Here is an 8356-nt window from a genome sequence, read left to right as displayed (position 1 = left end):
CGCGATCTACGACTCCAACCAGATCTCGATCGAGGACGACACCAACATCGCCTTCACCGAAGACGTCGCCGCGCTCGAACACGGGGATGTTCTGGCGGGTGAGGACGATGCCCGCGGGGCCTTCGCGGCGCTCGAGGATCGTCTTCCACGCCCAGGAGACCTCGTTGGCGTCGCCGGGGCGCACGACGTCGAGCCCGGGGATGGCGCGGAGGGTCGCGAGCTGCTCGACCGGCTGGTGGGTCGGGCCGTCCTCGCCGAGGGCGACGGAGTCGTGGGTCCAGACGAAGATCGACGGCGCCTTCATCAGCGCAGCGAGGCGAACGGCCGGGCGCATGTAGTCGCTGAAGATCAGGAAGGTGCCACCGAACGGGCGGGTGTTGCCGTGCAGCACGATGCCGTTCAGGATCGCGCCCATCGCGTGCTCGCGGATCCCGAAGTGCAGGACGCGGCCGTACTCGTTGCCGGTCCACTCGTGGGTCGAGTGCTCGGCCGGAATGAAGGACCGGGCACCGCCGATGGTGGTGTTGTTCGACTCGGCGAGGTCGGCGGAACCGCCCCAGAGCTCGGGGATCACGGCGCCGAGCGCGGTGAGGACCTTGCCGGAAGCTGCACGGGTGGAGACCTCGGTGCCGGCCTCGAAGACGGGCAGCGCGGCATCCACGCCCTCGGGCAGGTCGCCGGCCAGGATCCGGTCGAGGAGGACCTTGCCGTCCGGGTTCGCGGCGGCCCAGGCGTCGAACTGCACCGTCCACCGGGCATGCTCGTCGGAGCCGCGGGTGAGCGCCTCGCGGGTGTGCTCGATGACATCGGGGGCGACGAAGAAGTTCTCGGCCGGATCGAAGCCGAGGACCTCCTTCACGGCTGCGAGTTCCGCGGCGCCGAGCGCCGAGCCGTGGATCTTGCCGGTGTTCTGCTTCTTCGGGCTCGGCCAGCCGATGATCGTCTTGAGGATGATCAGCGACGGCTTGTCCGTGACGGCCTTCGCCGCGTCGATCGCGTCGTTGAGGGCGTGGAGGTCTTCGACGTATTCGCCGGTCTTCTTCCAGTCCACGGTCTGCACGTGCCAGTGGTAGGCCTCGTACCGGGCGGCGACGTCTTCGGTGAAGGCGATGTTGGTGTCGTCCTCGATCGAGATCTGGTTGGAGTCGTAGATCGCGATCAGGTTGCCGAGCTGCTGGTGGCCGGCGAGGGAGGATGCCTCGCTCGTGATGCCCTCCTGCATGTCGCCGTCGCCCGCGATGACGTAGACGAAGTGGTCGAAGGGGCTCTCGCCCGCCGCGGTCTCAGGGTCGAACAGTCCGCGTTCGAAGCGGGACGCGTATGCGAAGCCGACGGCGGACGCGAGGCCCTGGCCGAGCGGGCCCGTCGTGATCTCGACACCGTCGGTGTGGCCGTATTCCGGGTGACCGGGGGTCTTGGAACCCCAGGTGCGGAGAGCCTTGAGGTCGTCGAGCTCGAGGCCGTAACCGCCCAGGTAGAGCTGGACGTACTGGGTCAGGGAGCTGTGGCCGACCGAGAGAATGAAGCGGTCGCGGCCGATCCATTCATTGTCAGAGGGATCGCGGCGCATGACCTTCTGGAAGAGAAGGTATGCGACGGGGGCGAGGCTCATCGCCGTGCCCGGGTGGCCGTTCCCGACCTTCTCCACGGCGTCCGCCGCGAGAATGCGAGCCGTGTCGACCGCCCTGTTGTCAATCGAATCCCACTGCAGTGCTGCCACTTCGTAGTTACCCTTCGTCAAGCTAGGGCAGGCCTTGGAAACCCGCACCCGTTGGATTGAGCGCGCCCGTGGACATCGACGTCATCCGGCGCGGCAGGCGAATGCCCATTTTCCAGGACGCACCGACACGCGCCATGATTGGCGAGCACCCCCAAGTATAGGCAGTCGGCATGGCCGGGTGAGGTTGACCGGCGTAAAGCTGAACGATCCTCGAATGGGCTTCCGCCCGGCCGGGACTGGTTAGACTCAATCCACTATGCAGATCTCCCAGGACGCGACCCCCGCGGGCGTGCAGGCGCCCGGCGGCAGGGGAGCGCGAGGCTTCCGTCGGACCTTCCTCGCCTACCTCTCCCTGACCAAGCCGCGGGTCGTCGAACTGTTACTCGTTGTGACAGCGCCGACCATGCTGCTCGCCGAACGCGGGATTCCGAGCCTGTGGCTCGTGCTCGCGACCCTCATCGGCGGGGCGCTCAGCGCAGGATCCGCCGGCGCGTTCAACTGCTACATCGACCGCGACATCGATCGCGTGATGAAGCGCACGATGAACCGGCCGCTCGTCACCGGCGAGCTCAGCGACCGGGAGGCCCTCGTCTTCGCGTGGGTGCTCGGTGCCGCGTCGATCGTGTGGCTCCTGGTCTTCACGAACTGGGTCGCCGCGGCTCTCTCGCTCGGCGCAATCCTGCTATACGTCGTTTTCTACACGATCATCCTCAAGCGCCGCACCGCCCAGAACATCGTCTGGGGCGGAATCGCCGGCTGCATGCCCGTACTGATCGGCTGGGCCGCCGTCACCGGCGACCTGTCCTGGCCGCCGCTGATCCTGTTCGCGATCATCTTCCTGTGGACCCCGCCGCACTACTGGCCGCTCTCCATGAAATACCGCGCCGAGTACCAGGCCGCCGGAGTCCCGATGCTCGCCGTCGTGCGCGGACGCGCCCAGGTCGGCCTTCAGGTCATCCTCTACGCGTGGGCGACCGTCGCGTGCTCACTGCTCCTGATCCCGGTCGCTTCGATGGGCCTGCTCTATACCGGGGTCGCGCTCGTCACCGGCGGCTGGTTCATCTACGAGACCCACCGCCTGTACAACCTCGCTATCCGTCACGAGGTGGTCTCGCCGATGCGGGTGTTCCACGGTTCGATCACGTACCTGACACTGCTCTTCGTCGCCGTGGGCGTCGACCCGTTGCTCCCCTTCTAGGTCGCGCGGGGGCTTCCCAGCAGAGCCGGGTGCGTCAGCGTGCGGTTGCCTGGTGCGGAACCGGGGGAGTGGCGTCGACGGGCTGCGCCACCGGCTCTTTGAGGTGCAGCACGACGGCGGTCATCGCGGCCGCGAGTACGCACGCGAGGACCATGTGGATTCCGACGAGGCCGGCCGGTAGTCCGGTGTTCGCCTGAACGAGCCCCACGACGACCTGGACGGCCTCGACACCGAGCAGGGCCAGGGTCCAGGTGCGGAGCGACCGGCCGAGGCCCCAGGCGCCGATGACGAGGGCGATGGTGAGCGCGACGGTCAGGTAGGCGGGCCAGCTGTGCACGTGCTGCAGGAACTCCGAGTCGAGCCCGTTTCGCGGCGCGTTCTCGTCACCGGCGTGCGGCCCGGAACCGGTCGTGAGGATGCCGACGACGATTGTGACGGCGACCACGGCGCTCGTCACATGCGTGAGGATCGCGTACCAGCGGGGCACGACGGCAGCCCGCTGGCCGTTGCCGGTGTAGACCCGGTAGACGAAGGCCGTGCAGAGCGCCACGAGCACTGCGGAGATGACGAAGTGCAGTCCGACGACGGTGGGGTCGAGCTGCGTGAGCACGCTGATGCCCCCGATGACCGCCTGGGCGGGGATGCCGAGCCCGGCGAACAGGGCGAGGCGGAACAGGTCGGGGCGTTCGCGACGCAGCCGCACGACGGCGAGGAAGGCAAGGACCGCGACGAGGCCGAGTACGGCACCGAGCAGGCGGTTGCCGAACTCGATGACGCCGTGGATGCCCATCTCCGGCGTGTTGACGAGCGAACCGTCGGTGCATTTCGGCCAGGTCGGGCAACCGAGCCCTGAGCCTGTCAGGCGGACGAGGCCGCCCGTGCCGACGAGGAGGATCTGCGCGGCGAGGTACACCCACGCGATCAGGCGGACCCTTCGGTCAACGCTCGTGGGCAGCCATTCCGAAATCCGTTTCACGGGTTCTGCTTCCTCTCGGGCCTGGTGCATGTGAAATCGCCGGGTCCGGCCACTTAACGCATCGGGAACCTGTAGAATTAGGTGTTTCTGGGCGGTGATCACGCGGTTGTACAAACCGCGGTTCGACACCTCGCCGCCTCTAATCATCTTAGGTACGCAACGTAGCCGCCCACGCAACCCGTTCATCGCACGTCTTCGCCTGGAGCCGTGCGGGAATGACCGGACTAATATCCGGGTTGTCGTGGATGGGAGAAGAGGTAAATATGTCTGACGTCCTGCTCGACCGGCCCGAACTCGCGGGCCTGGGAACGTACGAATTCGGCTGGTCCGATTCCGACGCGGCCGGCGCATCCGCCCGCCGTGGCGTCTCGCCAGAGGTCGTGACCGACATCTCGAAGCTCAAGAACGAGCCGGACTGGATGCTGCAGCGCCGGCTCAAGGCCCTCGAACTGTTCGAGCGCAAGCCGATGCCCACGTGGGGCGCCGACCTGTCCGGAATCGACTTCGACAACATCAAGTACTTCGTGCGTTCAACGGAGAAGCAGGCCCAGACCTGGGAAGACCTGCCTGACGACATCAAGAAGACCTACGAGAAGCTCGGCATCCCCGAGGCGGAGCGCCAGCGCCTCGTCTCCGGCGTCGCGGCCCAGTACGAGTCAGAGGTCGTCTACCACCAGATCAATGAGGAGCTCGAAGCCCAGGGCGTCATCTTCATGGACACGGACACCGCGCTCAAGGAATACCCCGAGGTCTTCAAGGAGTACTTCGGCACCGTGATCCCCTCCGGTGACAACAAGTTCGCCGCGCTCAACACCTCGGTCTGGTCTGGCGGCTCCTTCGTCTACGTTCCGCCCGGCGTGCACGTCGAGATCCCGCTCCAGGCGTACTTCCGGATCAACACGGAGAACATGGGCCAGTTCGAGCGCACGCTCATCATCGCCGACGAGGGCAGCTACGTGCACTACATCGAGGGCTGCACCGCCCCGATCTACTCGTCGGACTCGCTGCACTCCGCCGTCGTCGAGATCATCGTGAAGAAGAACGCCCGAGTTCGGTACACGACGATCCAGAACTGGTCGAACAACGTCTACAACCTCGTCACGAAGCGCGCAACAGCCGCAGAGGGCGCGACCATGGAATGGATCGACGGCAACATCGGCTCCAAGGTCACCATGAAGTACCCGTCGATCTACCTGATGGGCGAGCACGCCAAGGGCGAAACCCTGTCCGTGGCCTTCGCCGGTCCCGGCCAGCATCAGGACGCCGGCGCCAAGATGATCCACATGGCTCCGTACACGCAGTCCTCGATCGTGTCCAAGTCCATCGCCCGCGGCGGCGGCCGCTCGGGGTACCGCGGTGAAGTCCGGGTGGATGCCGGTGCGCACCACTCCGCGAACACCGTGCGCTGCGACGCGCTGCTCGTCGACACCCAGTCCCGCTCCGACACCTACCCGTCCATCGACATCCGTGTCGACGACGTGCAGCTCGGCCATGAGGCCACCGTCTCCCGCGTCAGCGAGGAGCAGTTGTTCTACCTGATGAGCCGCGGTATGCCCGAGGACGAGGCCATGGCCATGATCGTCAGAGGATTCATCGAACCGATCGCACGGGAGCTCCCGATGGAGTACGCCCTCGAACTCAACAAGCTCATCGAAATGGGCATGGAAGGATCCGTCGGCTAAATGTCCGCCGCCCCGACTTCAACAACAGCAGCACTGCCCACCAGCGAACAGCACGGCATCAAGGCGCACTCGGACGGACGCTTCGGCTTCGTCCCCGTGCAGACCAGGAACGACCGCTTCAAGAGCGTCGACGTCGCCGACTTCGCCCCCGTCACGGGGCGCGAGGCCGTATGGAAGCTCTCACCGGTCGCCAAGTTCACCGACCTCACGGCCGGCGAGCTCGACGGCGCAGCCTACGACGTCGACTCGACCCCGACCGACGGTGTCGCGATCGACTGGGTCGGGCGCGATGACGCCCGCATCGGTTCGGTTGGCGCCCCGGAGGAACGAGCCGCCGCCAACGCCTGGACGAGCTTCGAGAAGGCCCTGGCCATCACCGTCACCGGTGAAGAGGACAAGGAGATCACGATCACCCGGGCCCGTCTCGGCACCGGCCCGCGCGGCGCCCACACGATCATCGAGGCCAGGCCGTTCAGCCGGGCGACGATCATCCTCGAGAACACCGGCGACGCACGCCTCACCGAAAACCTCGAGATCATCGTCGGCGAGTCCGCGCACCTCACGGTCGTCACGCTGCAGGAGTGGAACACCGGTGCCGTTCAGCTGGCCAACCACTTCGCATCCGTCGGCCGCGACGCCTACCTCAAGCACGTCGTCGTGTCCCTCGGCGGCAGCATCGTGCGGGTCAACCCCTCGGTGCGCCTCGCCGGTCCCGGCTCCGACACCGACCTCTACGGTCTCTACTTCGCGGATGCCGGCCAGCACCTCGAACAGCAGGTGTACGTGCACCACGACGCCGCGAACAGCCGCAGCCGGGTGACCTACAAGGGCGCCCTGCAGGGCGCAGGCGCTCGGACGGTCTGGATCGGCGACGTCCTGATCGGTCGCAACGCCCCTGGAACCGACAGCTACGAACAGAACCGCAACCTCGTGCTGACCGAAGGCACCCGCGCGGACTCGATCCCGAACCTCGAGATCGAGACGGGTGACATCAAGGGCGCCGGGCACGCGAGTGCGACCGGCCGCTTCGACGATGAGCAGCTGTTCTATCTGCAGTCCCGCGGAATCACGGAAGACGAGGCCCGGCGACTCGTCGTGCGCGGCTTCCTGAGCGAGATCGTGCAGCACATCGGATCCCAACCGCTCGAAGACCGCCTCCAGGCGGCCATCGAAGCCGAACTGCGCAGCACCGACGAGGTCCGCGCACCCGCAACAACCAAGGAGAACTGACCATGGCGTCCACGAAGATCTGCGCCTTCGACGAACTCGAAGAGAATCAGGCCGTCAAGGTCGAGATCGACGGAGTCCCCATCGTCGTGGTGCGGGACAGCGCCGGCGACGTCTTCGCGATCGGCGACACCTGCACGCACGGCGACATCTCCCTCTCCGAGGGATTCGTCGAAGACGACACGGTCGAATGCTGGGCACACGGCTCCAAGTTCTCCCTGAAGAGCGGTCGCCCGCTCAACCTGCCCGCCTACGAACCCGTTCCGGTGTTCACGGTCGAGCTGATCAACGGCGACGTCTTCATCGACCCGACCCCGCACTACGTCACCGCGTAACCCCCACACGTACCGGCGCCTGCGCGCCGTTGAATGAAAGAGACCAGAGAATCCATGTCAGTTCTTGAGATCAAGGACCTGCACGTCAGCGTCGAGACCGACCAGGGCACCAAGCAGATCCTGAAGGGTGTCAACCTCACGATCAACGAGGGTGAGATCCACGCCATCATGGGGCCGAACGGCTCCGGCAAGTCGACCCTCGCGTACACGATCGCCGGCCACCCCAAGTACCACGCCGACAGCGGCTCGATCCTGCTCGACGGTGAGGAAGTCCTCACCATGACCGTCGACCAGCGCGCCCGCGCCGGCCTCTTCCTCGCGATGCAGTACCCGGTCGAGATCCCCGGAGTCACCGTCACCAACTTCCTGCGCACCGCCAAGACCGCGATCGACGGCGAAGCGCCCGCGATCCGTTCCTGGATCAAGGACGTCCGCCAGTCCATGACGAACCTGCGCATGGACAAGAGCTTTGCGGAGCGCAACGTGAACGAGGGCTTCTCCGGTGGTGAGAAGAAGCGCAACGAGATCCTGCAGCTCGAACTGCTCAAGCCCAAGTTCGCGATCCTCGACGAAACCGACTCCGGCCTCGACGTCGACGCGCTCAAGATCGTCTCGGAGGGCGTCAACCGCGCCAAGGCGAACACCGGACTCGGCATCCTCCTGATCACGCACTACACCCGCATCCTGCGCTACATCGAGCCCGATTTCGTGCACGTGTTCGTCAACGGGCGGATCGCGGAGCAGGGCGGACCCGAGCTTGCCGACCGGCTCGAGGACGAAGGCTACGATCGCTTTCTCGTCGATTCGAACGTAGGCTGACCGCATGGTTTCAACGCTGTCACCCGAGCGATTCGATGAGATCGAAGAGGCGCTCAAAGACGTCATGGACCCCGAGCTCGGCATCAACGTCGTCGACCTCGGCCTCATCTACGACCTGGGCTGGGACGACGAGAACGACGCCCTGATCATCCACATGACCCTGACCTCGGCAGGCTGCCCGCTGACCGACGTGCTCGAGGAGCAGACCGCCGAAGCGCTCGACGGGGTCGTCGACCAGTTCCGGATCAACTGGGTCTGGATGCCGCCGTGGGGCCCTGAGAAGATCACCGACGACGGCCGTGACATGATGCGCGCCCTCGGCTTCGCGATCTGACCGTCGCCCCAGTATCACCCGCCCAGTGTCGCCCCTGTCTCTTATACACATCTCCGAGCCCACGA

Annotated in this window: 8 protein-coding genes; 6 read left to right on the top strand and 2 right to left on the bottom strand. The window is 66.0% G+C overall.

Features of this window, described 5'->3' with window-relative positions; genetic code table 11:
- Positions 1-1720: transketolase (locus QN345_RS12625; protein WP_323508704.1), on the bottom strand; the 1720-nt coding region annotated here is incomplete at its 3' end.
- A gap of 256 nt (positions 1721-1976) precedes the next feature.
- Between QN345_RS12625 and QN345_RS12620 the strand changes: the two genes are divergently transcribed.
- A complete protein-coding gene (locus QN345_RS12620) occupies positions 1977-2918 on the top strand; it encodes a heme o synthase (protein ID WP_134448683.1) in 942 nt (313 codons plus the stop codon).
- A 34-nt stretch (positions 2919-2952) separates the two neighbouring features.
- Here QN345_RS12620 and QN345_RS12615 read toward each other — a convergent pair whose 3' ends face one another.
- Positions 2953-3894 (bottom strand): COX15/CtaA family protein, encoded by a 942-nt coding sequence (locus QN345_RS12615; RefSeq protein ID WP_322189700.1) that lies wholly within the window; start codon positions 3892-3894, stop codon positions 2953-2955.
- A gap of 263 nt (positions 3895-4157) precedes the next feature.
- On the opposite strand from QN345_RS12615, the gene sufB reads away from it, so the two are divergent.
- The 5 genes from sufB to QN345_RS12590 are packed head-to-tail and all read left to right on the top strand — an operon-like array spanning position 4158 to position 8291.
- Complete coding sequence (gene sufB / locus QN345_RS12610; RefSeq protein WP_134448681.1) at positions 4158-5576, top strand: Fe-S cluster assembly protein SufB; 1419 nt, start codon at positions 4158-4160, stop codon at positions 5574-5576.
- Positions 5577-6806: a Fe-S cluster assembly protein SufD gene (gene sufD, locus QN345_RS12605; protein ID WP_134560129.1), complete on the top strand. Its 1230-nt coding sequence runs from the start codon at positions 5577-5579 to the stop codon at positions 6804-6806. It begins immediately after the preceding gene.
- A 2-nt stretch (positions 6807-6808) separates the two neighbouring features.
- A complete protein-coding gene (locus tag QN345_RS12600; protein WP_134448679.1) occupies positions 6809-7138 on the top strand; it encodes a non-heme iron oxygenase ferredoxin subunit in 330 nt (109 codons plus the stop codon).
- Positions 7139-7192: 54 nt separating this feature from the next.
- Positions 7193-7957 carry a Fe-S cluster assembly ATPase SufC gene (sufC, locus tag QN345_RS12595; protein ID WP_134448678.1) on the top strand — a complete coding sequence of 255 codons (765 nt, stop codon included), beginning with the start codon at positions 7193-7195 and terminating at the stop codon, positions 7955-7957.
- Between the two features lie 4 nt (positions 7958-7961).
- Complete coding sequence (locus QN345_RS12590; protein WP_134448677.1) at positions 7962-8291, top strand: metal-sulfur cluster assembly factor; 330 nt, start codon at positions 7962-7964, stop codon at positions 8289-8291.
- The last annotated feature ends 65 nt before the right edge of the window (positions 8292-8356 follow it).

Origin of the sequence: Cryobacterium sp. 10I1 (assembly GCF_035019805.1) — a bacterium.
Classification (GTDB): domain Bacteria; phylum Actinomycetota; class Actinomycetes; order Actinomycetales; family Microbacteriaceae; genus Cryobacterium; species Cryobacterium glucosi.
The sequence above is the reverse complement of the archived record's forward strand: the minus strand, read 5'-3'. Positions and strand labels throughout refer to the sequence as shown.

Excerpts from the sequence above, each read along its gene's own strand:
- QN345_RS12600 (WP_134448679.1), top strand. The coding sequence starts at position 6,809 with ATGGCGTCCACGAAGATCTGCGCCTTCGACGAACTCGAAGAGAATCAG.
- sufC (WP_134448678.1), top strand. The coding sequence starts at position 7,193 with ATGTCAGTTCTTGAGATCAAGGACCTGCACGTCAGCGTCGAGACCGAC.
- QN345_RS12590 (WP_134448677.1), top strand. The coding sequence starts at position 7,962 with ATGGTTTCAACGCTGTCACCCGAGCGATTCGATGAGATCGAAGAGGCG.
- QN345_RS12620 (WP_134448683.1), top strand. The coding sequence starts at position 1,977 with ATGCAGATCTCCCAGGACGCGACCCCCGCGGGCGTGCAGGCGCCCGGC.
- sufD (WP_134560129.1), top strand. The coding sequence starts at position 5,577 with ATGTCCGCCGCCCCGACTTCAACAACAGCAGCACTGCCCACCAGCGAA.
- sufB (WP_134448681.1), top strand. The coding sequence starts at position 4,158 with ATGTCTGACGTCCTGCTCGACCGGCCCGAACTCGCGGGCCTGGGAACG.